The 25,873-nt window shown below is 70.3% G+C and carries 19 protein-coding genes; 10 read left to right on the top strand and 9 right to left on the bottom strand.

The features are described from left to right. Positions 1 to 62: 62 nt before the first annotated feature. Together ABZ910_RS21525 and ABZ910_RS21520 are read left to right on the top strand one after the other, a co-directional pair. Positions 63 to 626, top strand: coding sequence for a methylated-DNA--[protein]-cysteine S-methyltransferase (locus ABZ910_RS21525; protein ID WP_361367309.1), 564 nt, complete (start codon positions 63 to 65; stop codon positions 624 to 626). Next, positions 623 to 1,873 (top strand): MFS transporter, encoded by a 1,251-nt coding sequence (locus ABZ910_RS21520; protein WP_361367306.1) that lies wholly within the window; start codon positions 623 to 625, stop codon positions 1,871 to 1,873. The genes ABZ910_RS21525 and ABZ910_RS21520 overlap by 4 nt, the downstream gene beginning before the upstream one ends. 36 nt (positions 1,874 to 1,909) lie before the next feature. Here the strand turns inward: ABZ910_RS21520 and ABZ910_RS21515 are convergent, their stop codons facing one another. From ABZ910_RS21515 to ABZ910_RS21480, 8 genes are all read right to left on the bottom strand, one after another. Continuing rightward, complete coding sequence (locus tag ABZ910_RS21515; protein WP_361367303.1) at positions 1,910 to 3,304, bottom strand: alanine racemase; 1,395 nt, start codon at positions 3,302 to 3,304, stop codon at positions 1,910 to 1,912. Next, on the bottom strand, positions 3,304 to 4,389 hold the full coding sequence (locus ABZ910_RS21510; RefSeq protein WP_361367300.1) for an amidinotransferase: 1,086 nt from the start codon (positions 4,387 to 4,389) through the stop codon (positions 3,304 to 3,306). The genes ABZ910_RS21515 and ABZ910_RS21510 overlap by 1 nt, the downstream gene beginning before the upstream one ends. Positions 4,390 to 4,420: 31 nt before the next feature. Further along, positions 4,421 to 5,428, bottom strand: a complete 1,008-nt coding sequence (locus tag ABZ910_RS21505; protein WP_361367297.1) for a fatty acid desaturase — start codon at positions 5,426 to 5,428, stop codon at positions 4,421 to 4,423. Positions 5,429 to 5,564: 136 nt separating this feature from the next. Continuing rightward, the gene (locus ABZ910_RS21500; protein WP_361367294.1) at positions 5,565 to 6,686 is read right to left on the bottom strand and encodes a hypothetical protein; all 1,122 of its coding nucleotides are present in this window, start codon (positions 6,684 to 6,686) and stop codon (positions 5,565 to 5,567) included. Then, entirely contained in the window at positions 6,683 to 7,876 is a 1,194-nt protein-coding gene (locus ABZ910_RS21495) for a metallopeptidase TldD-related protein (RefSeq protein ID WP_361367292.1), read from the bottom strand. The genes ABZ910_RS21500 and ABZ910_RS21495 overlap by 4 nt, the downstream gene beginning before the upstream one ends. 2 nt (positions 7,877 to 7,878) lie before the next feature. Continuing rightward, positions 7,879 to 10,116 carry a radical SAM protein gene (locus tag ABZ910_RS21490; RefSeq protein ID WP_361367426.1) on the bottom strand — a complete coding sequence of 746 codons (2,238 nt, stop codon included), beginning with the start codon at positions 10,114 to 10,116 and terminating at the stop codon, positions 7,879 to 7,881. After that, a complete protein-coding gene (locus ABZ910_RS21485; protein WP_361367290.1) occupies positions 10,116 to 11,459 on the bottom strand; it encodes a radical SAM protein in 1,344 nt (447 codons plus the stop codon). The genes ABZ910_RS21490 and ABZ910_RS21485 overlap by 1 nt, the downstream gene beginning before the upstream one ends. A gap of 250 nt (positions 11,460 to 11,709) precedes the next feature. Next, positions 11,710 to 12,207, bottom strand: coding sequence for a nuclear transport factor 2 family protein (locus ABZ910_RS21480; RefSeq protein WP_361367288.1), 498 nt, complete (start codon positions 12,205 to 12,207; stop codon positions 11,710 to 11,712). An 861-nt stretch (positions 12,208 to 13,068) separates the two neighbouring features. Between ABZ910_RS21480 and ABZ910_RS21475 the strand changes: the two genes are divergently transcribed. The 7 genes from ABZ910_RS21475 (at position 13,069) to ABZ910_RS21445 (ending at position 22,887) form a co-directional block, all read left to right on the top strand. Continuing rightward, positions 13,069 to 14,646: a DUF4192 domain-containing protein gene (locus tag ABZ910_RS21475; protein WP_361367287.1), complete on the top strand. Its 1,578-nt coding sequence runs from the start codon at positions 13,069 to 13,071 to the stop codon at positions 14,644 to 14,646. Between the two features lie 274 nt (positions 14,647 to 14,920). Next, on the top strand, positions 14,921 to 15,142 hold the full coding sequence (locus tag ABZ910_RS21470) for a hypothetical protein (RefSeq protein WP_361367284.1): 222 nt from the start codon (positions 14,921 to 14,923) through the stop codon (positions 15,140 to 15,142). A gap of 388 nt (positions 15,143 to 15,530) precedes the next feature. Next, positions 15,531 to 16,289 carry an NUDIX hydrolase gene (locus ABZ910_RS21465; protein WP_361367281.1) on the top strand — a complete coding sequence of 253 codons (759 nt, stop codon included), beginning with the start codon at positions 15,531 to 15,533 and terminating at the stop codon, positions 16,287 to 16,289. Between the two features lie 166 nt (positions 16,290 to 16,455). After that, a complete protein-coding gene (locus ABZ910_RS21460; protein ID WP_361367423.1) occupies positions 16,456 to 18,906 on the top strand; it encodes an ATP-binding cassette domain-containing protein in 2,451 nt (816 codons plus the stop codon). A 162-nt stretch (positions 18,907 to 19,068) separates the two neighbouring features. Beyond that, a complete protein-coding gene (locus tag ABZ910_RS21455; protein WP_361367279.1) occupies positions 19,069 to 19,956 on the top strand; it encodes a FadR/GntR family transcriptional regulator in 888 nt (295 codons plus the stop codon). A 432-nt stretch (positions 19,957 to 20,388) separates the two neighbouring features. Continuing rightward, positions 20,389 to 21,906, top strand: a complete 1,518-nt coding sequence (locus ABZ910_RS21450) for an RNA polymerase sigma factor (protein WP_361367276.1) — start codon at positions 20,389 to 20,391, stop codon at positions 21,904 to 21,906. Between the two features lie 120 nt (positions 21,907 to 22,026). Beyond that, positions 22,027 to 22,887: a serine protease gene (locus ABZ910_RS21445; protein WP_361367273.1), complete on the top strand. Its 861-nt coding sequence runs from the start codon at positions 22,027 to 22,029 to the stop codon at positions 22,885 to 22,887. 108 nt (positions 22,888 to 22,995) lie between these two features. On the opposite strand, the gene ABZ910_RS21440 is transcribed toward ABZ910_RS21445, so the two are convergent. Next, positions 22,996 to 23,226 carry a hypothetical protein gene (locus tag ABZ910_RS21440; protein WP_361367270.1) on the bottom strand — a complete coding sequence of 77 codons (231 nt, stop codon included), beginning with the start codon at positions 23,224 to 23,226 and terminating at the stop codon, positions 22,996 to 22,998. A 435-nt stretch (positions 23,227 to 23,661) separates the two neighbouring features. Between ABZ910_RS21440 and ABZ910_RS21435 the strand changes: the two genes are divergently transcribed. Then, entirely contained in the window at positions 23,662 to 25,785 is a 2,124-nt protein-coding gene (locus ABZ910_RS21435; RefSeq protein ID WP_361367268.1) for a DNA topoisomerase IV subunit B, read from the top strand. Positions 25,786 to 25,873: the final 88 nt, after the last annotated feature.

Genomic DNA, 25,873 nt, shown 5'->3' with positions numbered 1-25,873 from the left:
GCCCGCACGGTACCCCTGCCCCCGACCCAACCCCCCTCACCTGTCCGAAAGGCATGCTCACGATGGACACCGCGACGGTGCCGACCCCCCTCGGCCCGTTCAGCATGATCACCCTGGACGGCGGCATCGTCGCCTCCGGATTCACCGACGCCCCGGCGACGCTCCTGGCGGAGCTGCCGGCGCCGTACCGGGACGGATCGCCGCGCGCCGGCGACACGCCTGCGCCGTACGTCTCGGCGGTGCGGGCCTACTTCGACGGTGCCGTCGATGCCCTGGACGAGCTGCCCGTCGTCCAGTTCGGCAACGATTTCCGGCGCGCGGCCTGGCGGGAGATGCGCCGCGTCAAGCCGGGGGAGTCCGTCGGCTACCAGGAGCTGGCCGGGCGGGCCGGTCGGCCGGGTGCGGCGCGGATGGCGGGCTCGGCCTGCGCGTACAACCTGGTGCCGTTGATCGTGCCCTGCCACCGGGTCCGCCGTACGGACGGGAGCCTGGGCGGCTACTACTACGGCCTGGACGTGAAACGCTGGCTGCTCGCGCATGAGCGCGGCGAACTGCTGCCGTCCACCCCGGCGCCGGTCGCCGTGGCCCGGACGGCCGTGAACGGACAGGAAGGGCACGGCCGGTGAGGGCATATCTGCGACTGCTGGGATCCGGGGACTTCGGCCGGGTCTGGTGCGGCGCGTCGGTGTCGTTGCTGGGTGACGGGATGACGCTGCTGGCGCTGTCCTGGCTGGTCCTGAACCAGGGCGGCACCGCTCAACTCAGTCTGCTCGGGGTGTGTTTCACCGCTCCCGTGGTGCTGGGCGGGCTCGCCGTCGGGCCGCTGTTGGACCGGTTCGACAAGCGCGTCGTGCTGATCGTGGACAGCGTGTTCCGTGCGGTGTGCGTGGCGTCGGTCCCGCTCGCCGCGGCCCTGGGGCACGTGCCGACCGCGCTGCCGTTCGTCGTGGCGGGGGTGTACGGCCTGCTGAAGATGGTGCCGATGGCCGGGTTCCCGGCGTCGATCCCGCAGCTCGTCGAGGAGTCCGACCTGGACACCGCGAACGCGCTGGAGTCGCTGAGCTTCAGCGTGTCCAGCGTCGTGGGTCCGGCGCTCGCCGGCGTACTCGTCGGCACGATGGGCGCGCCGAACGTGCTGCTCATCGACGCCGTCACCTATCTGGTCTTCGCCGGGGCCGTGGCGACCGTACGACGCCCGCTGGCAGCGGCAGGGCGACCGGCCGTCGCCCCTCGGGACGGGCGCGGTGCCAAGGCCTCGGTACGGACCGTCGGCCGGGACAAGGTGATCGCGGCCACCACGCTCGCGTTCATGGCCTTCAACATCGCCGACGGCATGCTGCTGCTGGTCGTCGGGCCGTGGCTGGCGAAGAACGAGCTGGGCGGGGCGTCCGCGCTCGGTGCGCTGATCGCGTCGCTCGCGGCGGGGGAGTTCGTGGGAGCGGTGCTGGCCGGCGGCCGCGCGGGCGGCGGATCGGTGCGCCGGATCGGGCTGTGCCAGGCGGGAGCGGCGCTGGGCTTCCTGGCCGTCCTCGGCGCACCGCAGCCCGTGCTGGTCGGGGCCGGGTACTTCTGCGTGGGCCTGCTGAGCGCGCCGATGACGGTGTGGGCGCAGTCCCTGCGGATGCGTCGCATCCCGCCCGAGATGCACGGCCGGGCCTTCGCCGCGCTGCGCACCCTGATGCAGGGCACCTCACCGGTGGGCTCGGCCATCGCCGCACCGGTCCTGGTGCACGGCGGACTCGGCTGGACCGCGGCCGTGATGGTCGCGCTGGCCGGACTCCCCGGGCTGTGGCTCCTGCGCTACTCGGGCCAGGAGGAGGCGCCCCTGACGCCTGCGGCGGCGGTCCCCGAGGAGCAGACGGAGGTCGGCTGACCAGCCGCCCGCGTGCCGCGCACTCCGCGCCCCGGGTCAGGAGCGGGTGTCCTCGCCCCGGACGGCACCGTCCTTCGACGCGTGGTCGAACGCCGGCTGAGCGGTGGTCCGCCGTGCGGGAGGGTGGCCGAGGAAGCCGCGGAGCGCGAACTCCCAGCCGTACGCGCCCGCCATCGGGAACACCACGACGTCCCCCACACGCAGCCGGTCCGCCGTGAAGCCCCGGGCCAGGATGTCCTCCGGGGTGCACAGCGGGCCGGCCAGGGAGACCGGGGTGTCCCGCACCTCCGGGCGCGGGCAGGCGTACGGCCACCGTGCGACGGGCAGTACCGCCACTTCGAGCGCCACCTCCAGCAGGGCCGGCAGCATGAAGTGGTTGATGCCGCCGGCCAGGACGGCGAACCACTCGCCGACCACCTGCTTGAGATCGGTGACCTGGGCCGCGTAGAAGCCGCACTCCGCGACCAGCCAGCGCCCCGGCTCGAACACGACCCGCACCCCGGACGGCGGCGGCGCGGCGGCGGCGAGCCGGGCCGCGAACCGGTCCAGGTCGAAGGGCTCCCCGCCGTACGGCGGCACGCCCAGCCCGCCGCCCACGTCGACCACGCGCAGCTCGATGCCGTGCTCCCGCGCGGCCGCGACCGCCCAGCGCAGCCGCGCGAGCACGTACGCGGCGTGCCGTTCGGCGTCGAGGTTTCCGGACACCACGTGGAAGTGGTAGCCGACCGGGTCCACGCCGGGCAGCCGCCGGGCGGTGGCGACGGCGTCCGGCAGCCGGTCCTCGCCGATGCCGAACTGGGTGGCCCGTCCGTCCATCCGCAGCGCCCCGTCGAGCGGGCCGGTCGCGGAGTTCACCCGGAGCACCACCGGCACCCGGCGTCCCGTGCGCCGGGCGACGGCATCGAGCCGGTGCAGTTCCAGCTCGCTCTCGACGCTGACGAACCCGACGCCCGCCTCGACCACACGGGCCAGCATCCGGTCGGTCTTGCCGGGCCCGGTGGCGATCAGCCGGGCCGCGCCGCCGCCCGCGGTCAGGGCGGCCTCCGCCTCGTCGAGCGATGCGACGTCGAACCCGCCGGCGGCCGGGGCGAGGGCGGCGAGCACCGGCGGGAAGGAGTTCGCCTTCACCGCGTAGTAGAACTCCGCCCAGGCGGGCAGCCGTTCGCGCAGCAGAACGGCCCGCCGCTGCGCCACCCGCGGCTCGTAGACGTACGCGCACACCGGCTCGTCCGCCGCGTCCGCGAGCAGGGCGCGCACGCGGTCGGCCACGGCGTCCGGCACCGCCCCGGCGGGCAGAGCCGGACGCGGGACGCCCGCCGACCACTGCTGCGCCGGCCAGGGCACCGCCACCGGAGCCGGCCTGGGCTGCTCCCCGGCCGCCCGCTCGGCATCGGTCTGCGCACCCTGGCGTTCGGTCGTCTGCCCCGTCATCAGAAGTACGACTCCAGGGTGCCCCTGCGCCGGATGTCCAGGGTGGCGCAGTGGAAGGAGCCGCCGAAGACCGTGTAGTGCTCGAAGGAGCACGGCACGGGCTCGAAGCCCCAGGTCTCGAACGCCTTCAGCAGAGGCGTCTGCGACCGTTCGACCACCACGTGCTCCGGGTCGAGCATCAGCACGTTCACGCTGCTCCACCGGCTCATCAGGCCCCGCTCCATGACCGGCGTGACCACCGGCTCCGGCGGGATGAGGATGTCCCAGGACCGGAAGACCTCCGGGAGCGAGTCCGGGTCCAGGAACTCCGGGTTGACCAGCACCTTGCCGGGCGCGAGCGGCAGCAGCGAGGTGTCGATGTGCATGGCGCGGGCGTAGCGGGAGACGATCTCGTGGACGCGGTACTCCGGGCCGAGGTGGCGCCTGAGCCACTCGACGCCCAGCCGGTTGGTGACGTGGCTGCGCTCCATGAACAGGTCCCGGCCGCAGCGCATGATGTCCGCCGCGTCGAAGACCGGCTCCGCCTCCGTGACGAAGAACGTCATGTCCTCGGACCAGGGCGGCACTTCGTAGTCCGGGTGGTACTGGTCCTCCGCCAGCCGGGGCTTCGGGGCCGCCGTCCAACGGGCACCGGACCTGAAGTACTCGGTGAGGAGGGGACGGTAGGGCCAGACCTCGAAGTACCGGTTCCGGTCGGCCATCGGCACCTCGATGATCTCGTCCCCGACGACGAGCAGGAGATCACGGGGGTTGGCCACCGACATCCCGTTGCCCACCGACCAGGCCGGGGTCGCGAACGGCCTCGAGGCGTCCGGCGCTTCGGGGCGGCGCACGGTGACATGCGCGTCGTGCAGGATGCCGAGGAACTCCTCGAGTCCCTCCTGGGCCTTCTCCACCACGTCCGGCGGAACCGGGGCACCCCGGGTGCCGGGCGAGGCGGTGATCTTCTCCCAGGAGGAGGGCGGCACGGTGATCCGGTCGAGCACGTCCCATGAGGAGGTCATGGCCCCGTCGAGCCGGCCGACCACGACCTCCTCCAGGGGATCCCATTCGTTGAACGTCGAAACCACGCCGTTCACAGGCATTGCTTCCTCCCAGCGGTCGTCGGTGCCGGTGTCAACGCGTCATGCAGGTCTGCTCGTCGCCCTGGTAGACGATCTCCCCGCGCAGCACCTTGCGGTAGAAGCTCCAGTACGACGGCTCGACGACCTCGACCTTCTCCTCGATGGAGTCGTGCAACCGCGGCACGTTCACCATGGGGACGCCCTGGTGGTAGTGGTGCGCGGTGTGCAGGTTGTTGTAGTTCGTGATCCACTGGGCGAACCACGAGGCCCTGACGGTCCGGGTGTTGGTCAGGACGTTGGGATCGGTCTGGGTGTTCAGGCCGAAGTGCTCCGGCAGCTCGATCAGGAAGTGGACGGCCTCGCTCACCAGCGCGATCGGCAGCAGCCACGCCCACACGAAGAACCAGTCCCCGGTCAGCAGGCTCGCCGTGACGGCTCCCACGACCAGAGCCGCCAGCACCACGTACTCGTTCTGGATGGCCCGCGTCGCCCGCGGCCGGTCGACGCCGGGTATGGGGCGCCGCAGCAGGCCGCGGCCGAGGTTGCGTACGACGTCGGCGTACCGGCCGGGGTGCAACGCGGCGGCGGCGAACCCGTGCACGCTGTCCAGGCCGCGGAAGCGGTAGTTGAAGAACTCGAGGTTCTTCTCCGTGCCCAGGAACGCGTGATGCCTGAGGTGCTCGAACTTGTAGTGGGAGTAGGAGCTGAACATGAACATCCCGCAGACGAAGCCCCAAACACGGTTCGCCCGCCGGGAGCGGAAGGCGTGCTCGTGCAGGCACTCGTGCTGCAGCTCCACGAGGTAGCCGTACATCACGCCGAGCACCAGGACGGAGACGGCGATCGTCGCGGGGTCGCGCAGTTCCAGCAGGGCCGTGTAGCAGACGACGATGACACCGAAGGCGAGCACGATCTTCGCCAGGAACCGGCTCGGCCGCCGGTCGAAGTACGTCAACGGCAGTCCGCGCCGGGTGTCGGTGCCGCGGACCGGCGCGAGAAGAACGTCGTGGAAGCCGTCGAGGTTGAGTGGCTCGTCGTCGCGTGAGCCGGTGGATGGCATGGCGGATCCTCTCTGTGTGTGCGGTGTGCGGTGTGCGGTGTGCGGTGTGCGGTGTGCGGTGTGCGGTGTGGTGCGTGATGGGGTGATGGGTGCTGGGTTTGCTTTCTGCGGGCGGGAGTTGGGTGTGGCGGGCAGGTCAGCGGGCGAGCATCCGGCCCGCGTTCAACGAGGTGCTGACGGTCGGGACGAGCCGGTAGTACGGCCGCCCGATGGGGTCGCGCCCGAGCCCGGGCAGCCGGGGCCCGCAGCGCGCCTCGGCGGCGGCCAGCAGCTCGGCCGGGGCGCCGCGCAGCCGCAGCGGCTCGGTGCCGCGTCCGGTTCCGCTGCGGTCGGACATGCGGTAGCCGGCGGTCCAGTCGAGGGCTCCGGCGGCCGAACGGGCCCTGGGGATCAGGGAGTCGATGATCAGCGCACGTGGCGGCGGTGCCGCGAGGGGCAGCCGCTCGGCATCGACCTCCGGCCGGTCCGCGGCCGCGACATCCCAGGCCGCGAAGTCCCCGAAGGTGCCGTGCGGTACGAGCCACAGCGTCGGATCGCCGAGCAGTTCGGCGGCCTGGCGCAGGTCGTCGGTGCTACGGCCGCCGGTCAGGACGGGTGGGAGGACGGGGAGGGACAGATCGTGGGGCGGGTAGGGGGTCCGAGGTGGTGAGGGGGACGGTGACGGGGGCGAGGTGGGCAGTGCCGCCCGCTCCGGTGCCGTAGCGCCCAACTCCTCCTGGAGCGCGGCCATGAGAGCCAGCAGGGCCGACGGGCCGAGCAGGACGGGGTCGTCGGCGCGGATCTCGTCGGGGCCCGCGTCACGGACCCAGGGCACGGTGTCCTCCGGGACGGGCCCGTCGCCCAGGTGCAGGACGTGGTCGCCGTCCCGGACCAGGAGGTAGGCGCGGCTGCTCGTGCGCACCGTCCGTCCGTCGCATACGACCTCGGTCCCGGTGTGTCCGGCCTCGACGAGCGGCCCGTTGCCGCGCAGAACCGGCCAGGCCTTCTCCACCAGGACGCGCCGGGCGGTGCGCGCCCGACTCGCTAACTCGTCGCTGTCGCCGTCACTTTCGTGTTCGTGTTCGTCTTTGCCTTTGTTCTCGCTCTCGTTCTCGCCGTCGCTGTCCGGTGCGTGGGTGGCGAGGTGCCACTGGCCCGGTTGGTCGGACTCGGCCCGGAGCGCCAGTTCGGCCCGGGACTCCCGACCGCCCGGCGAGACCTGTACGGCGGTGTGGCGCCGGACCACGCGGAGCGCGCTCGTGCCGCGCGCCGCTGTCACGACGCGCACCGCAGTTCGGTGAGCCGGACGGCCGGGGCGCACGTCCCGACGTCGAACAGCATCTGGCGGTCCTTTCCACACAGGGCGTTGTCCGCGAACTCGCTGCGGTCGCCGAGCTCGACGATCCGGGTCAGCACGTCGGCCTTCTCCCGGACCCGGCCGGTCACGTAGTCCCCGGTACGGCGCCCGGAACGGATCAGCTCGCCGAGCACCAGCCGGGCCTCGACGGTGTCGCCGAACCTGATGCCGTCGGCGAGCCGGTGGACGAACAGGCCGTGTCCGGCGTTCTCCACGAGCTCGTCCAGTCCGGCCGTGCCCGGCCGGCAGACCAGGTTGGACATGCGGGGCAGCGGCCGCTGGAGCACGGACGCCGCGCGGCCGTTGGCGGTGGGCATCGCTCCGGCGCGCACGGCGCTGGCGGCGCTGTGCAGTTGCCGTACGAGGACGCCGTCGACGACGATCCGCTGCCTGCCCAGGCAGGTGATGCCGTCGTCGTCGCGGTCGTAGTGCGCGGGACCGCCGTCGGCGAGCGGATCGTCGTCCAGGCAGACCAGGTCGCTGGCGACCCGGCAGCGCAGGCGGTGGCTGAGCACGGGTGTGTCGTCGGGGGCGCCCTCGGCGAAGTGCCCCGCGGCCTCGTGCAGCAGGACCCCGGCCGCCTGCGGCGACAGCACGGCCGCCGGGGCTCCCGCCTCCAAAGGCCGGGCCCGGTCCACGGCCGCCAGCAGCCAGTCGGTCGCGTCGAGCCAGGCGGGCGCGGTGAGACGTACGGCGCCGGGGCCGCGTCCGCTGCGGCCCACCGGGACGGTGTGGCCGGCGCGGCGGGTGCGGAGGTCGCCGGTGAGCGACCAGACCTCGCGCGTCTGCGGCACCGGTGCGCTCCCGGCGCCGCCGGCGACGACCCGTACCGACGACATGTGCGTGTAGTGCAGGCGGGTACCCGGGCCGTAGCGGGTGCGCAGCGCGGTCAGCGCCGTCGTGACCTCGCGTTGGTCGTCGAGCGGGGCGGGGTCCGGCAGCGGCAGCCGCCAGGGCTCGGGCGGCGGCCCGGTGAAGATCCGGACCTCCGCGCCGGGCCGCTCCAGGCGGCCACCGTGGAACTCCGTCCGGCGCCGTCGGCCCCCACCGCCGTCGACCGTCACCACCGCGCCGAGGGCCCGCTCGACGCGCACCACCTCTGCGGCCGTCACGGTCAGCGCGCCTGCGCCTTGCGGGGCGCGCGGGGAGCTCGCGCGGTTCGGGCGGCGCCCTTCCGCGCCTTGCCGTCGGCGGCCGCAGACGGGTCGGCCGACGCCTCACCGGCGGCGGGTGACAGAGGTGAGGCGGGTCCCGCAGGTGCCTCCAGCGCCGTGACGCTCGTGACGCTCGCCGGTCCGTCCAGAGCCGTACTGCCCGTCGGCCCCTCCAGCGCCGTAGCGCTCGTCGAGCCGTCCAGCAGGAGCCCCATGCCGGCCAGCGAGCGGATCAGCCCGAGGCCGCGGTCGAGCGCCTTTCGCTGCTCCTCCTCGGCGGAGGACTCGGGGAAGACCTCGGCGATCAGTTCCCGCGCGGTACGGCGGCCGTCGGCGCGCTCCAGGAGGGTGCGGGCCGCCTGTCCCAGCTGGATCGTCTCGATCTTGTCCGCGGCGCTCTTGCGCGTGACGATGTACGTCCCTCCGGCCGAGGCCGCCGAGACGTCCGCGTCGCCGCGCAGCAGTTCCTGGAGGTCGTAGGGGAATTCCGCGCCGAGGAAGTCCCCGGGCCGCAGCGCGGAGTTGGGGCCCACGGTGGACGCGGCCGGCCGGGGACCGGGGGCCGGGAGGCTCGCCGCGTCCAGCCGCATCATCTCGTAGCGCACCAGCGCGGCGGCGGGAGTGTCCTCGATGCCGAGCCGGGCGATCTCCTCCTGGGCGAAGACCAGCAGGTCACGCGGTTCGCACTGGTGGCGGTAGCGGGTGCCGGGCGCGTGCTGGTCGTTGTACCGCTCGATCCAGGCGACCCAGCGTTCGTACCAGGCGAGCGGCGAGTCGTAGTGGGCGAGCAGCCGGGGCCACAGCGAGGCGAGGACCACGACATGGCCGGAGAGTTCCTCCGCCGCGTCGATCAGGGCTTCGTCGATGTCCGGGCTCGCGAAGCGGTAGTCGGTGCAGAAGATGTCCTTGTGCTCCCGGCGGTACTGCTGGATCTGCGCCATCCGGGACTCGGTCACCGGGGTGTCGTAGTACTCGGCGGGGCGGTTGAGGGTCTTCTCGTAGTGCCGGTACATCGGCGACTGGTGCAGCGGGACCAGCGTGAACAGCTGGCTGCGGCCCTCGCCCTCCCGGAGGAACTGGAAGAAGCGGGTCAGCGTCTCGTCGATGGTCTCGCGGGTCTCGGTGGGGTAGCCGACGATGAACCCGGTGACGGGGCGGATGCCGGCCGCCTTGGTGGCCCTGACGACCTCCAGGCAGTTGTCCAGGTCGAGGTTCTTCTTGATCCACCGCTGCATCTTCGGCGAGCCGCTCTCGATGCCGTAGTAGATCTCCTCGCAACCCGCGGCGCCCATCTTCCGCAGCAGTTCGGCGTCGATGACGTCGGTGCGGGTGCTGCAGCCCCAGGTGACACCGACGTCACGGGCGATCAGCTCGTCGCAGAAGCGGTGCGTCCAGTTGCGGTCGCAGGTGAAGATGTCATGGGAGAAGTTGACGCTGGTCCGGCCGAACGCGTCCCGGACGTACTCCATCTGCCGGACGATGTCGTCGATCGGCCGCATCCGGAACCGCCGCTCCCAGAAGGGCGCGGTGGCGCAGAACGAGCACTTGAAGGGGCAGCCGCGGCCGACGTCCAGATACAGGTTGGCGTCGGTGGTCATGTCGAAGGCGTAGTAGGCGGGCCAGGGCAGGTCGGCCATGTCCTTCACCAGCGGCCGGTCCGGGTTGACCACGGCCTCGCCCTTGCGGCGGTACGTCAGCCCGCGCACGTCGGCCGGGTCGCCGCCCCCGTGCAGGGTTTGGAGCAGCTCGTTGAAGGTCGGTTCGCCCTCGCCGCGCACGATGAAGTCGGCCCACGGGAACCGCTCGACGAACTCGGCGCTGATCGGTGTGACGGCCGGGCCGCCCAGACAGATCAGGGTGTCCGGGGAACGCCGTTTGACGGCCTGCCCGATGAGCACGGTGTGGGAGAGGGAGTCCGCGTCGGTCATCAGGCCGACCAGGGAATCGCCGGCCGCCAGCACCGAGGCGGCGATGTCGTCGTAGAGCGCGTCGGTGTTGGGGATGGTGCCGTCGACGAGGAGCCGGTTCACCTCGACGACGTTGATGTCCGCGGGCACCCCCGCGCTGTCGGCGGCCGCCTTGAGGGACAGCAGGCCGACGGGCACGAAGGGCTGCATGGGCATCGGGTCGCCGGGCCCGGTGTGCAGCGACATGCCGCCGTGATTGAGGTGCAGACTGCTGATCAGGCCGACTTTCATCACGAGGCGCCCTCCGCTTCGGAAGCGGCGACGTCCGTCTGCGGTCGGCGCAGTTCGACCAGCGGCTCGGGCATGATGCGGTCGCGGAACAGCTCCTCACGGCGCAGGATGCTCTGCCGCTGGAACTCCGTGGTGCCGCAGCCGTCGTAACGGCCGTTGAGGATGCTGGACTGGCTCGGGCAGCGGCCGGTGCAGAAGTACTTGTCGTCGTTGATCGGGCAACCGTCGCAGGCGTCCTTGAAGTTGTCCCAGGTGATCTTGCGGATGAGCCAGTCGTCGTCGTTCCAGATCTCGTCGAACGAGGTCATCTGCACGTTCCCGCCACCGAGCACCTTGTTGCCGGCGCAGGTGCTGCACGGGTACACGTCACCCGACGAGTTGACGTAGCACACCCCACGGCCGCTCATGCAGCGCCGCGTGGCGAAGACCATGGTGTAGAGGAAGTCCAGCACCTTTCCCGCGCACAGGCCGAGGGCCTGGTCCTTCTCCCGGGCCCACTCCTCCTCGTCGATCCAGAAGCGGGCGGTGTTCTCCACGTCGTGGATGGTGCTGGCGAGGTCGCGGTGCAGGGCGCCCCGGCCCATCGGGATGAAGGGCACGCTGCGCAGGCTGATGTCGTTGTCCCGCGCCCAGTTCATGATGATGGGGAGGTCGTCCACGTTCTGGTGCGTGGTCGTGGTCATGATGCTGGTGTTGAAGCCACGGTCGCGCAGCTCGGCCAGGCGCCGGGTGACGTAGGAGAACTCGCCCTCGTTGCGGTACTTCCCCTCGCCGTGCAGGCCGTCGATGCTCATGCTGATGATGACGTCGTCCTGCGGGAGGCGCGCGACGATGTCCTCGCTCAGCGTGGTGCCGTTCGTGGGGATCCCGACGACGAATCCCAGGTCGTAGGCGCGCTGCACGATGTCGCTGAAGTCGGGGTGAATGGTGGGCTCGCCACCGGTGATGATGAGCGAGAAGACGCCCATGTCGGCCCACTCGTCGAGCAGTTCCATGATCCGCTCGGTGGGCAGTTCGGTGCTGCGCGCCTTTCCGCCTTCGACGAAGCAGTGCGGGCAACGGAGATTGCAGGTACGGGTTATCTCCAGCCATACCATCGCGGGTGCCCGGAAATGGAATCCCGTGTCCACGGAGAGGCGGTCGATGAGATGCTCCGTGCAGTGTTCGGGGGGTTCTCCTGCGCGGAGAAGCGGTTCGACTCCCTCGTCGTACATGGCCATCGAACCGTCCGGGAACGCGGCCAGCCAGCCGAAATCCTCCCGGCGGTAACGGATGAGCGGCCGGGCTTTCTCCGGGAGTCGTCGGGTGTATTCGGGTGTGCAGGTCGCGATGTGCTGCAGCAACGTACCCCTCCAGGATCCAGAACTTCCATAAATTAGATCGAAGATGAGGAAAATTAGATCGAAGGTGAGGAGAAGGGAGTCAAGGAAGAACGTGGTCAGGGTGAGTAGGGAGTGAGGGCGAGGAGGAATGAGGGGGGAATGGGGATGAGAAGGGGTGACGGCGGAGGTGGGTGCGGGAAGAGGGGGCGGGTGCTGGGACCCGTTCGGGAACGGGCCCCAGCGGCGCCGAATCGTTCCGGCTTGGAGGGTGCTACTTCGGCGTACCGACGGTGCAGGCCGTGGTGGCCGTGCGCTCCTCGATGACCGAGATCTCCTCGAGCGCGCGCTCCGGCGTGTCCGGCACCGCCGGCATCTCCTGCGGGGAGATGTGCAGGTGAGCGATGCGCAGCGCGCCGCGGCCGTCACGGGTCACCACGAGGGTCTCGCGCAGGTAGTGCTGCTCGTCGCCGAGGGCCACGCGGGAGTGCAGGCTGACGAGAGCGCTGTCGCCCATGATGCGGATCTCGGGGGACAGGATCTGGCTGCGACGGGTGGTGCCCGGCGCGAGCGAGAACACCCGCTGGAATTCCTCGCGGCTGTCGATGCGGTTCGGGGACGACAGGACGAAGAACGTCGCGTCTGCCGCGAACAGCTTGAAGTAGTCAGGGCTACTGGTCTCGTAGCTGGACTGGTACTCACCGAGAAGCTGCTCGACAGCTTCCCTGGTGATGGCGTCCGTGCCGACGGACGCCATGAATTCAACGGTCATTCGGAGAACTCCTTGTGACTCGTTCCGCCTTGACTGCACGCGAAAATGCGAGCAGCCGAAGAGCCCGAATGGACAGTCCCGATGGAGCCTGAATGCGGAGATGGCGAGCAGGCCGGACTCAGCGTGTCCGCTGCGCAATCATGACTGTCGCAGAGCCCAGGAACCTCCCCCTGGCTGATCGCAACGGTCCGAATTGAGCTCTGACCCCTGATTGAAGAGGGCCCGGCGTCGGACTGTCAACGCCTGCAACCTCCCGTAAAACAGGCCACCTTGACCAATTCCAAACCAAGGACCTTTGATCCATTCAATCCCAAGGCCCGCGACTGGCGGAATTCGGACGAGGAGTAGCGGTATTCAGACGGAATGCGGAGTCCGAATGCCACCACGCCGTGCGGCGAGGCCCGGCCGCCCCTCGACGTCGCTTCCCGCACCCCCCGAGGCGTCGGAACGCCATGCCTGAACAGGCGCACGCCCACCTTGAGGTGTCACAGCCCCCTTCGCCGCTCCGGCGACATCACAGGTGCGGTGGAGTGGCCGGGCATCCGTTACGGCAGCACCCGTCAACGCGGTTTCGGCCACTGATCCGTCGTCAAGGTACGTGCGGAGCAGGATTGTTGATGTATCGATCGACCTGACTGAAATTTTGGCTTGGCGGTGCGTGATTTCGCGCGGTCATGCGGTCATGCGGTCTGTGGGGCCATGCGGGCTGTGCGGTCAAGTGGGCCGTGCGGGCCGTGCGGGTCAGGCAGTCCGTGGGGAACACGGACCGTCGGTGTGGTTCGTGTGGTTGGTTGTCGTGCCCCTGCTTGGAGTTATCCACAGGCTCAAGCGGAGTCTCGTGATCCGCGAGATCGTCTCCGCATGACGAATCACAGCGAAACGACAGGACCCTCCGAAAACGACGGCATCGCGGGACGAGGAGACACGTCGAACGCGTGCGCCGCACACGAAAGCCAGGTAACTCTGCGGACCCCGGCCGAACTCGCGGACGCCCTGCCGTACCTGCTCGGATACCGGCCCGAGGAGAGCATCGTGCTGGTCGCCCTCCACGACAGGGACGGACGCGGCCGGTTCGGTGGCCGCGCCCGTCTGGGCATCCCCGCGAGCAGGGACGACTGGGAGCCGGCCGCGCGGCAACTGGCCCAAGGCCTGGTGGCGGGCAGCGAACGCAGGGGGTCCCGGCCCGAGCAGATGGTCGCGTACGTCTGCCGGGAGCCGGCGAAGGGGGAGTCGGGCCGTGAGGTGATGGAACGTCTGCGCCCGCTCGCCCAGCTGCTGCGCACCGAGTGCGGCCGCCTCGACGTACCGGTCATCGAGGCACTGTGCATCTCGGACGGCCGCTTCTGGTCGTACTGCTGCCCGAGCGAGGGATGCTGCCCGGGCGGCGGCACCCCGATGGGCCTGCCCGGCACCTCGGTACTGGCGGCAGCGGCCACATATGCCGGCATTCAAGTGCGCGGCACGCTGCGCGAGTTGCGGGCACGGCTCTTGCCCTGGGAGACCGCCGCCGCACTGGAGCAGGAGATCGCCCTTGACGCCGTCGGCATGACCCTGGTGCCCCGGATTATCGACGAGGCGACCCGTGCCGACGTGGCGGAGGAAACCCTCGATCTCGCGGGGAGCGTCATTGCCAGGTTCGCAGGCGTGGGACCGGTGTCCGGCTCGCTTCCGGCAGATCTACGTGACGACGAACTCCTCACACCTGGAGACGCGGCAAAGCTGATCCTCGGCCTGCAGGACCGCACGACCCGAGACCGCGCCGCCGCGTGGATGGAGGGCGACGAGGCCGACCCGGCCCTGCGCCTGTGGCGGACCCTGGCCCGCCGCTGTGTCGGTCCGTACGGCGAACACGCCGCCGCTCCTCTCACTCTCGCGGGCTGGGTCGCTTGGTCGATGGGAGACGACCTGGAGGCCAGGGAAGCCCTGGCGATGGCCCTGGCGGCGGACCCGGACTACCTGTTCGCCCGCCTTCTGCACCAGGCATGCAACGAGGGCCTGGACCCCGAGGCGATCCGTCGCTGTCTGCGCGCGGGAGGCGCGGAGCCGGGGGCGGATGGGGAGATCGGGGGGACGGAGAGGGAGGTCAAGGGGACGGACGAGGGGTCCGAGGGGGCGGAGGAGGAGGCCGGGGGCGCGGACGGGAGCGCCTCCAGGTCTCACGCGGGCTCGTCGGGACGCCGCATCCGCCGGCGGCGGCGCGGACGCCCCGGGGGTGGCATCGACGGTCACGCCGGTCCGATTCGAGGGGAGGGGCGACGGCCACGGCCCGGCCCGTCCCACCGTCGACCTCCGGCCGACAGGCGCACGGGCCCCGGCACGTCGAGGCCGAGCGGCACGCGCACGCGCACCCGCGCGGCGGGCAGCGGTGACACACGACGCGGTGCCGCATCCTCGCGCGGCCCACGATCCGGGAACGGCGGCGCCGAGACGGACGCGTGAGGAGCGGCTGGCGAAGCGGGGGCCGGTAGCGGCGAGGGGCGCGAACCGGCTTCCCCGGCGGAGGGGTGCGTCCGCCGGGGGCCATGGCGAGGCCAAGCTGCCTGAGGCGCGCGGAAAGTCATGAGGCGCATGGAAAGTGTGGGGTGGGGGGCGGGGAGGGGGAGGGGGGAGGGGCCCAGAAGCCGTTCCAGTACACGGGCATGACATGTGTCATCTCCAGGATGTGCCCCGAGGCACTGCAGGGCCGTCTGCCGATCCTCGTAGGCTCCGCATCATGTTCAAGTCTCGTAAAGCTGGACGAAACGACTCCTGGGAAGGCGTCGTCATCGACAAGTCCCGGGGCATGCTCGACGGCTCGAATATGTACCACTTCGTCGAGGTGCGCCTTACCGACGGTGAGTCCGCGAAGGTCCGCACCAGCGGCCGGTTCTGGAAGTCGGTCGCGGTCGGCGATCGAATCGTCAAGCGGCCGGGCTCCGACCCGGTCAAGGGGTAGCCGGGATTGTCTTTCCGGCGGTAGTCGTCCCGGTCGGACTCCGGTGGCCGATCGCCGCCAAAGCAACGGCCCAGCCGGTTGCGAACACGGTGCGACGCGGTCCGGACCAGCGCGCCGCGCGCCAGCCGGAAGTGGCACCCCGGAAGTCAGCCAGAAGCAGCACCTCGGAGGCCGGCCAGGGGCAGTACTCCGCAAGCCGCCGCCCCGCTCGCCGGCCGACACGGCACACCAGTTCCCTTCGCGAAATAAGCACCCTGTGGCCAGACCGGCGGCGGTAATGGCCGGCGCGGAATCGGACCGCGAGCCCATCCCGGACCTGCGTGGATCGGCCATCGATGCGGCTGACGCAGGGAGTGTTTATCGTCAGGCAGACGACTATGATCGCGGCATGCCCTACGACCCGTCAGCGTTTCCGCCCTTCGCCGTTACCGTGGACCTGGTCGTGCTGACCGTGCGCCGCCACGCCCTGTGTGCGTTGACGGTGCGCAGGGGCGAGCCACCGTTCCAGGGGCGCTGGGCGCTACCCGGCGGCTTCGTACGGGCTGACGAGGACCTGTCACAGGCGGCGGCGCGCGAGCTCGCCGAGGAAACGGGGCTGTGTGTGCACGACCCCGCCGCCCCCGCCCAGGACAACGGCGCACATCTCGAGCAGCTCGCGACGTACGGCGATCCCAAACGCGACCCGCGCATGCGTGTGGTCAGCGTCGCGCACCTCGCGCTCGCTCCCGATCTGCCGGCGCCCCGGGCTGGCGGCGACGCCAGCAACGCACGGTGGGCTCCGGTCGGGGAACTGCTGCAGCAGGACGGCTACGGGCGTGACGGCGAGCCGGTGGCACCGCTCGCCTTCGATCACGCCCAGATCCTGGCCGACGGCGTGGAGCGGGCCCGATCCAAGATCGAGTACTCCTCGCTGGCGACCGCGTTCTGCCCGCCAGAGTTCACCGTCGGCGAGCTGCGCCGTGTCTACGAGGCGGTGTGGGGCGTGGCGCTCGACCCGCGCAACTTCCACCGCAAGGTGACCGGCACTCCTGGCTTCCTCGTCCCCACGGGCGGTACGACCACGCGTCAGGGTGGCCGCCCCGCCCAGCTCTTCCGAGCGGGCGGAGCCACCCTGCTCAACCCCCCGATGCTGCGCCCGGAGGTGTGACGCCGGCGGACGGTTCGGCAGGGTGAACGGGTTAAGGGCGGCCCCGGCCCCTGGGGTGAGCTGATCTACCGAACGGCGGACACGAGCCCGGCCGCAGTAGGCGCGACTGGCGGACCGGACCGGGTTATACCAGGAAAATAGGACATTGCGCGCTATCTTGCTGCAGGTGATCCAGGCCTTCGGACTGACCAGCATCCCCCGCAAGGCGCACCCGCCCGCCGTCGACGACGTCTCCTTCGAGGCGCGCGCGGGCCGTGTCACCGCGCTCCTGGGAGCGCCCCGCGCGGGTAAGACGACCGCGCTCAGATTGATGCTAGAGCTTCAACAGGGCCGTGGTCTCAGCTACTTCAGAGGGCGCCCCCTGCACCGGATCTCCCACCCGTCGCGCGAGGTCGGCGTCCTCCTGGGCGACGTACCGGGACATCCGGCGCGCTCGGTCCGCGGTCACCTGCGCATGCTGTGTGCCGCCGCAGGGGTACCGGCATGGCGTGCCGACGAGGTTCTCGAAATGGTGGGCCTCGCCGGCCTGCGCGGGGAACGCCTGGGCACGCTGTCGCGCGGCATGGATCGCCGCCTCGGCCTGGCCTGCGCCCTGCTGCCCGACCCGCACACACTTGTGCTGGACGACCCGGCGCACGGGCTGTCCGCCCGCGAGGGTCGTTGGTTGCACGACATGCTCCGAGCGCATGCGACCCAGGGCGGCACGGTCCTGTTCGCCACGGCCGATCCCAAAGAGGCGGCCCGCACCGCCGACCGAGTCGTCACCCTGCAGTCCGGCAGAGTCGTGGCCGACCAGGAGGCCACGGTGTTCGCTCGCACCCGGCTGCGCCCCCGCGTGGCCGTCCGCAGCCCGCAGGCCGGCCGCCTCGCGGCCCTGCTCGCCCAGGAGGCCAGAGCGGCCCGGCGATCCGTTGAAGTCGTACGGGAGGAGGGCAACCGCCTCTGTGTGTACGGCAGTACGACCGCCGACGTCGGCGAGACAGCATTTCGGCACGGCATTCTCGTCCATCAACTCGCCGATGAGGTGGGCGATATGGGGCCCGGCGCGGAACCGTCGCCTGCGGAGGAGAAACGTCTCGCCAACGACCCGGCCGCGGCGTCGGACCAGCCGCACCCCACGGAGGAACTGTCGGCAAATCAGCCGCAGACCGCCGGCGACTCGGGCCTGGTGGACCAGCCGCAGACCACGGGTGCTCCCGACCCGGTGAACCCCTCGCAGCCCACGGCTGATCCGAACCTGATGAGCCGTCAGCCCTCGGCCACTGGTGATCCGGCCAAGACGGATCAGCCGCAGACCTCCCGTGATCCAGGCCCGATGGACAAACGGCACACCATCGACGAACCCTCCGCCCCTGCCCGGCAGGCGGCACCAGCCGACCGGCTGGTGCCAGGGCAGCCGCACGCCCCTGACGAGGCGCGCACCGCGGGCCGATCGCACGCCGCAGTCAGAGCGCGGGCAACGGATCAGGCACAAACCGCCGACGGCCAGATGGCCGATCACCCCCCCGACATCGCAACCACGCCAAGGTCACCCGCCCGAACGCTCCCCGCCGGCGAACCGATGCCCCACACCAGGGACACCCGTGCCGACGGCTGCCACCCCCCAACCTCCATCGACAGCCCAGCGCAGTCCACGGACACCAGGTCGACACCCGCGCCCACGTCCACACCCCCGACCAAGCCCGAACCCACGGCCACCCCGGACCGCGACGCACCCCACGATCAGCCCCGGCCGCGCCACACCAGCACCACCGGACCCAGGCCTGGATCTGGAACCGTTCCCCTCTCCGCCCCCGCCTCCTTCTCCCCTCGCACCCCCCTCCCGCCCCCCATCTCCGTCCGCCCCACTCCCAGCCCTCTTCGCCCCCTTCGCTACGAACTCCACCGTGCCGGCGGCATCAGCACGGGCTTTGTGACCTGCGGCGCCGTGCTCGTGGTGTCCGCGCTGGTCGCCGTACTGCTCGCCCGCCTCGGGCATACCCCGCAGGGTCGCCTGTTCGCGGCGTGGCCCCAATCGCTGCCCCTGCCGCCCGCGGCACTCGGCGCAGGACTGCTCGGCGCGCTGGCCTTCGGCGACGAGTTCCGCCACCCCGCGCTGGCGGCGGACCGCGGCACCGTGCCCCGGCGGCTGGGGCTGCTCGCCGCGAAGCTGCTCGTCTCCGGGGCCACGGCGACGATGCTGGCCGTCGTCACCGTGGGATGCGACGTCGAACTGCTCTATGTCGTATACGGACGGGAGGTCGCCCAGGTTCCCGCCGACTGGCTTTCGATGAGCGCGAGTTGGCTCGGGCTCGTGATCGGGTGCGCGTGGGCGGGGGTGCTGGCGGCGGGCGTCTTCCGGTCCATTGCCGGCGGGCTCGCCGCGGTGATCGCCGTACCCGTCGTGGTCGTCCCACTCGTACAGGAGGCCTTCCACGGACCGGCTGTACGGACAGCGGCGGGGTTTCCGGTGCGGATGCGGGAGGTCTTCCTGCTGCAGTGGCCCTTCGGCGGAGAGCGCTATCTGGTCGCCGTGGCGGACGTGCTCGCCCAACCCGTGGGCGGCGCACTGGCGTTGTCGCTGTCCGCGCTGCTCTGCGCGTATCTGTTCACGGCCCTGCGACGCAGGGTCCGATGATGGCGATCCGCGCGCTTTTCGTCCGGCAGTGTGCACAACTCCCTGGAGAAAGCCCATTTCTTTCCGATAAGGCGTCAATTGCGACGGGGTGAGCGATCACCCTTTCGTGTGCTTTTCACCAAAGCCCTCAAGGGAGTTGGAGACAGCGCCGACAAAGGATGCGTGAGTACCCTTGCGCACACCATGATGACCGCCGCCCGCTCCGCAGACTCAGGTCTCGGCGGCTCGGGCGAACTCGACCGCTACCCCTATGCCGAGGCCCCCGTCGGGGACCGTTCCGGAGCGCCCGCCTGGGAGGGCCCGGACCCCGAGCTGGGCCGTGTGGGCCGACGCGCCGCGGGCAGCCGCGGCCGCGGACTGCACGGCCAACTCGTCCAGCAGCTGGGCCAGATGATCGTCTCCGGTGACCTGGGCGCGGACCGCCCGCTGGTGCCCGAGGAGATCGGTCAGCGCTTCGAGGTCTCCCGGACCGTCGTCCGTGAGTCCCTGCGCGTCCTCGAGGCCAAGGGCCTCGTCAGCGCCCGCCCGAACGTCGGCACGCGCGTGCGTCCCGTCAGCGACTGGAATCTCCTCGACCCCGACATCATCGAGTGGCGTGCCTTCGGGCCGCAGCGCGACGACCAGCGTCGAGAGCTGAGCGAGCTGCGCTGGACGATCGAACCGCTCGCCGCCCGCCTCGCCGCCGGGCACGGCCGCGAGGACGTCCAGCAGCGCCTCTCCGACATGGTCGAGATCATGAGCCACGCCATGGCGCAGGGGGACGCGCTCACGTTCTCCCGGGCCGACGCCGAGTTCCACTCGCTGCTCATCCAGATCGCGGGCAACCGCATGCTGGAGCACCTCTCCGGCATCGTGTCGGCCGCGCTCCAGGTCTCCGGCGGCCCGGTCACCGGCTGCGACCGGCCGAACGACGCCTCCCTGGCTCAGCACGCGCGGATCGTCGACGCGCTCGGCACCGGCGACGGTGTGGCGGCCGAGACGGCCATGCGCCAACTGCTCACGGTCCACCCTGAGGTGGAGCGCGTGGTGCCCGCGCCGCGCGAGCACTGACAACGCGGCGCGGGCGATGCCGCGGCCGGGGCGCGCCGTGCTCTCGCGGCAGCGCCCGACCCGGGAGCCGTCTGTCGCCGGATCCCGCCGGATTCTCTGGGTCCGGCGTGGTTCGGCGGTACGACGAAGTCCGAACGGGATCGGTGGAGCGCCCCTCGTCCAGGTCGTCGATGACCCCACCTGCCCATGTCTGACCGTTTTTGAGCGCTTACGGGGTGTGACTCGGGCCACGAAGATTGGGCGTAACACTTGAAGGGTCAGGGCGATGACCTAAGAGGTGACTGCCGCGGAGGGAATACGGACGCCTGTCAAGGCGCTGTGCATCCTCCCGGCCCGCGCCCGCGCCGTCGGCCCATCCCCAGGCCGGTGGTCGGCTCCTGTCCGCCGTGGACGGGGCCGGAAGCCGTTTTCCAACGTTCCGAGAGGTTGTTCGTGTCGGCCAGCACATCCCGTACGCTCCCGCCGGAGATCGCCGAGTCCGTCTCTGTCATGGCGCTCATTGAGCGGGGAAAGGCTGAGGGGCAGATCGCCGGCGACGATGTGCGTCGGGCCTTCGAAGCTGACCAGATTCCGGCCACTCAGTGGAAGAACGTACTGCGCAGCCTCAACCAGATCCTCGAGGAAGAGGGTGTGACGCTGATGGTCAGTGCCGCGGAGCCCAAGCGCACCCGTAAGAGCGTCGCAGCGAAGAGTCCGGCCAAGCGCACCGCCACCAAGACGGTCGCGGCGAAGACGGTGACCACCAGGAAGGCCACCGCCACGACGGCCGACCCCGCCGACCCCGCCGAGGAGGCCACGCCGGCCAAGAAGGCGGCTGCGAAGAAGACCACCGCCAAGAAGGCGGTGGCGAAGAAGACCACCGCCAAGAAGACGGCGGCCAAGAAGACCACCGCGAAGAAGGACGACGCGGAACTCCTCGAGGACGAGGTGATCGAGGAGACCAAGGGCACCGAGGAGCCCGAGGGCACCGAGAGCGCCGGCTTCGTGCTCTCCGACGAGGACGAGGACGACGCGCCCGCGCAGCAGGTCGCCGCGGCCGGCGCCACCGCCGACCCGGTCAAGGACTACCTCAAGCAGATCGGCAAGGTCCCCCTGCTCAACGCCGAGCAGGAGGTCGAGCTCGCCAAGCGCATCGAGGCGGGCCTGTTCGCCGAGGACAAGCTGGCCAACGCGGACAAGCTGGCGCCGAAGCTGAAGCGCGAGCTGGAGATCATCGCCGAGGACGGCCGCCGTGCGAAGAACCACCTCCTGGAGGCCAACCTCCGTCTGGTGGTCTCCCTCGCCAAGCGCTACACCGGCCGCGGCATGCTCTTCCTGGACCTCATCCAGGAGGGCAACCTCGGTCTGATCCGCGCGGTCGAGAAGTTCGACTACACCAAGGGCTACAAGTTCTCCACGTACGCCACCTGGTGGATCCGTCAGGCCATCACCCGCGCGATGGCCGACCAGGCCCGCACCATCCGTATCCCGGTGCACATGGTCGAGGTCATCAACAAGCTCGCGCGCGTGCAGCGCCAGATGCTCCAGGACCTGGGCCGCGAGCCCACTCCGGAGGAGCTGGCCAAGGAGCTCGACATGACCCCGGAGAAGGTCATCGAGGTCCAGAAGTACGGCCGCGAGCCCATCTCGCTGCACACCCCGCTCGGTGAGGACGGTGACAGCGAGTTCGGTGACCTCATCGAGGACTCCGAGGCGGTCGTCCCCGCCGACGCCGTCAGCTTCACGCTCCTGCAGGAGCAGCTGCACTCCGTCCTGGACACCCTGTCCGAGCGCGAGGCCGGCGTCGTCTCCATGCGCTTCGGTCTGACCGACGGTCAGCCGAAGACCCTCGACGAGATCGGCAAGGTCTACGGCGTGACGCGTGAGCGCATCCGCCAGATCGAGTCCAAGACCATGTCGAAGCTGCGTCACCCGTCGCGTTCGCAGGTGCTGCGCGACTACCTCGACTAGGTCGCGATCGCACGACGGCGAAGACCCGGTTCCCCTCTGGGGGCCGGGTCTTCGTGCTGCGCGACGCGGCGCTCTGGATGACTCTGGGTTTCTTATTGGCACCCAGAGTGAGGAGCGTGCATGCGTCCTTCGTTTGTGCGGGCACTGATCCGGCCGCTGGTTCTGGCGGCCGCCGCCACAGCCATACCGCTGATGACCGCGGTCCCCGCAGCCGCTGACAGTGTCGTCGTAGGTGGATTTCCCGTCGATGTCTCCCAGAGCCCCTGGACGGTCGCGCTGTCCAGTCGTGACCGGTTCGGGGGTACGCGAGCCGGACAGTTCTGCGGCGGGGTGGCGATCGGCCGGACCACCGTGCTGACCGCGGCCCACTGCATGTCCGAGGAGGCCCTGGGGACGTCCCCGGAGCAGGTGGGCGATCTCAAGATCATCGCGGGCCGTACGGACCTGCTGTCGACGCAAGGCGAGGAGATCCCCGTAAGCGGTGTCCGGGTCAATCCGGCCTACGACGCGGTCCGCAATGTCGGGGACTTCGCCGTAGTCACCCTTGCCAAGCCCCTGCCGCAGAACGCGGTCATCGGCATGGCGGCCGAGGGCGACCCGGCGTACACACCGGGAACGAGCGCCGTGGTCTACGGGTGGGGTGACACGACGGGCACCGGCAACTACACACGGCATCTGCATGCCGCGCGCATGCAGGTGTTGTCCGACACCGTGTGTGCGGGTGCCTATCCGGGCGGTCCCGACGGCACGTACAAGTCCGACTCCATGCTGTGCGCGGGGGAGCCCCAGGGCGGCCCTGATGCCTGTCAGGGGGACAGCGGTGGCCCGCTGGTCGCCGGAGGACGGCTGATCGGGCTCGTGTCGTGGGGCAACGGCTGCGGTCAGGCCGGGAACCCCGGGGTGTACACCCGGGTGTCCGAAGTCGTGCGGGCGCTGCGGCAGAGTCAGAGCGGCAGCACCGGCTCACGGAAGCCCACATGAGCGCCTGAGACCTGAGTCACAGGCACACGACGACGGGCGGCCGCCCTTGACGGGGTGGCCGCCCGTTCACCGGCTGGTGCCGGAGGCAGGCTCGTCGTGAAAGCGAGATCAGCGCTCTTCGTCGGAGGCGGATGCGGGAGCGGACGTCAGCCGCTCCGTCTCGTCCTGTATCTCGGCGGCGATCTTCTTGAGTTCCGGCTCGAACTTGCGGCCATGGTGACCGCAGAAGAGCAGTTCTCCGCCGCTCAGCAGGACGACGCGCAGGTATGCCTGGGCGCCGCAGCGGTCGCAGCGATCGGCGGCCGTCAGTGGGCTCGCGGGGGTCAGAACAGTAGTCACGTCGCCTCTTCTCTAGCTCGACGAGCTGTCGTACCAGGGTCAACATCCAACCAGCCCGAAAACGTTCCCGCTCGGGGCTTTTCCTCGAAAAAAATCTTTCCGGGGCTGCTGTCTGCTGCCGGTTGGCGGCGAATGTGCCGTATTGCGTAAGTAGTACGGGTTCGCGCTGTCTATCGGTTTCGTTCCTCCCGGCTGGGTTGCCGGTTGTTCATGAGGACGTGCCCGGAGCCTAAATGGTTCATGCCTCGAAGGGAACGTGATGTGCACTTCACCCCATCGAGGGATCGAACATCCATACGATCGTGGACTAGTGTGAGCGCAGGACGAGGGTGGCGTTACAACGGCTCTACCAGGCCTCGGTACCCTCATGACGGCTACCGAAGCCGCGCCCTTACTCAGAAGGGCCCACCCGAAATTCAGCGAGGAGCGAACCGCGTGACCGCCGATACGTCCGTGCCGTCCACAGCGCTGCTGGCAGGAGCAGACCGGGACGGCTCCAACTACACCGCGCGGCACCTGCTCGTCCTCGAGGGCCTCGAGGCCGTGCGCAAGCGCCCTGGCATGTACATCGGCTCGACCGACAGTCGTGGCCTGATGCACTGCCTGTGGGAGATCATCGACAACTCCGTGGACGAGGCCCTCGCCGGCTACTGCGACCACATCGAGGTGATCCTCCACGACGACGGCTCCGTGGAGGTGCGGGACAACGGCCGCGGCATCCCCGTGGACGTCGAACCCAAGACCGGCCTGTCCGGCGTCGAGGTCGTCATGACCAAGCTGCACGCGGGCGGCAAGTTCGGCGGCGGCTCGTACGCCGCCTCCGGCGGTCTGCACGGTGTCGGCGCCTCCGTGGTCAACGCGCTGTCCGCCCGCCTCGACGTCGAGGTGGACCGCGGCGGCCACACTCATGCCATCAGCTTCCGGCGCGGCGCCCCGGGCGCCTTCGCGGCGGACGGCCCGGACGCCAAGTTCGAGGTCAAGGACGGCCTGCGCAAGACCAAGAAGATCCCCAAGACCCGCACCGGCACGCGCGTGCGGTACTGGGCCGACCGCCAGATCTTCCTCAAGGACGCCAAGCTCTCCCTGGAGACGCTGCACCAGCGCGCCCGGCAGACCGCGTTCCTCGTGCCCGGCCTGACCATCGTCGTCCGTGACGAGTACGGCCTCGGCGAGGGCGGCAGCAAGGGCGAGGAGTCCTTCCGCTTCGACGGCGGCATCAGCGAGTTCTGCGAGTACCTGGCGTCCGACAGGCCGATCTGCGACGTCCTCCGCCTCTCCGGACAGGGCACCTTCAAGGAGACCGTCCCGGTCCTGGACGAGCACGGCCAGATGACCCCGACCGAGGTCACCCGCGAGCTCGGCGTCGATGTCGCGCTGCGCTGGGGAACCGGCTACGACACCACTCTGAAGTCGTTCGTCAACATCATCGCCACCCCCAAGGGCGGCACCCACGTGGCCGGCTTCGAGCAGGCCGTCACGAAGACGCTGAACGAGGTGCTGCGCAGCAAGAAGATGCTCCGCGTCGCCGAGGACGACGTCATCAAGGACGACGCCCTGGAGGGGCTCACGGCGGTCGTCACCGTGCGCCTCGCCGAGCCGCAGTTCGAGGGCCAGACCAAGGAAGTCCTGGGCACGTCCGCGGCCCGCCGCATCGTCAACAACGTGATCTCCAAGGAACTCAAGGCGTTCCTGACCTCCACGAAGCGCGACGAGGCGGCCCAGGCCCGGGTGGTCATGGAGAAGGCGGTCGCCGCCGCCCGTACGCGGATCGCGGCACGCCAGCACAAGGACGCGCAGCGCCGGAAGACGGCCCTGGAGTCCTCCTCCCTGCCGGCCAAGCTCGCCGACTGCCGCAGCGACGACGTCGAGCGTAGCGAGCTGTTCATCGTCGAGGGCGACTCCGCGCTCGGTACGGCGAAGCTCGCGCGGAACTCCGAGTTCCAGGCGCTCCTGCCGATCCGCGGCAAGATCCTCAACGTTCAGAAGTCGTCCGTGACGGACATGCTGAAGAACGCCGAGTGCGGCGCGATCATCCAGGTCATAGGGGCCGGCTCGGGCCGCACCTTCGACATCGACGCGGCCCGCTACGGCAAGATCATCATGATGACGGACGCCGACGTCGACGGCTCCCACATCCGCTGCCTGCTGCTGACGCTGTTCCAGCGCTACATGCGGCCCATGGTCGAGGCCGGCCGGGTGTTCGCCGCGGTGCCGCCGCTGCACCGCATCGAGCTCGTCCAGCCCAAGAAGGGCCAGGACAAGTACGTCTACACCTACTCGGACCGCGAACTGCGCGACAAGCTCATGGAGTTCCAGAGCAAGGGCATCCGGTACAAGGACTCCATCCAGCGCTACAAGGGTCTGGGTGAGATGGACGCCGACCAGCTCGCCGAGACGACGATGGACCCGCGCCACCGCACCCTGCGCCGGATCAACCTCTCCGACCTGGAGGCCGCCGAGGAGGTCTTCAACCTGCTGATGGGCAACGACGTGGCCCCGCGCAAGGAGTTCATCTCCAGCTCGGCCGCGACGCTGGACCGGTCGCGGATCGACGCGTAGGCGCTGCGTTCGGCCTTGACCTCGGCCCCGGTCTCGGTTTCGGCCGGTGCCCGTGTCCATGTGCTCGCCGGGTGCCGGGTGCCGGGCC

The sequence above is a fragment of the Streptomyces sp. NPDC046805 genome (assembly GCF_040645355.1).
Taxonomy (GTDB): domain Bacteria; phylum Actinomycetota; class Actinomycetes; order Streptomycetales; family Streptomycetaceae; genus Streptomyces.
Note: the sequence above shows the minus strand (reverse complement) of the source record. Positions and strands in the feature narration are given on the sequence as shown.